Source organism: Streptobacillus felis, assembly GCF_001559775.1.
GTDB classification, from domain to species: domain Bacteria; phylum Fusobacteriota; class Fusobacteriia; order Fusobacteriales; family Leptotrichiaceae; genus Streptobacillus; species Streptobacillus felis.
Window position 1 is genome coordinate 1 of record NZ_LOHX01000258.1, and the last position, 501, is coordinate 501.

A 501-nucleotide genomic window follows, 5' to 3' on the forward strand; every position below is an offset into this window, starting at 1 on the left:
TCCCAGTAGAATACTGGACTATTCCAACATATACAGAATTATTATTTACATTATAATAAAAAAAGGAATTATTTCTTAACGATATAATTCCTTTTTATATATAAAATAAAATTAGGTTATTCCCTTATTTTGGTAAACTTAATTTCTTATTTATTACTATTAATCTTATTATTAATACTACAAAAAATATTATTATTGTTGTTTTAATCTCACTAATTTTTAAATCTACTATCATATATTTATATAAAAATCCTGCTATTACACATAATATTGAATAAATATCTTCTTTAAGTATAAATGGTGTTTCATTTGCTAATAAATCTCTTATTATATCTCCACCTACAGCTGTTATCGTAGACATTATAATTATACCTATAGTATTTTAATTATTTTGTACTGCAATATTTGCTCCTATAGATACAAAAATTGCAAGACCTACTACATCAAAAACTATTACAAACATAATAACAGTTTTTACAACATTTTCATCAAATTTTGGTT

General features: G+C 21.2%; 1 protein-coding gene. It reads right to left on the minus strand.

Annotated features, from left to right (window positions below):
• Positions 1-124: 124 nt before the first annotated feature.
• Positions 125-376 (minus strand): TRIC cation channel family protein, encoded by a 252-nt coding sequence (locus AYC60_RS04640; RefSeq protein ID WP_330996906.1) that lies wholly within the window; start codon positions 374-376, stop codon positions 125-127.
• Positions 377-501: the final 125 nt, after the last annotated feature.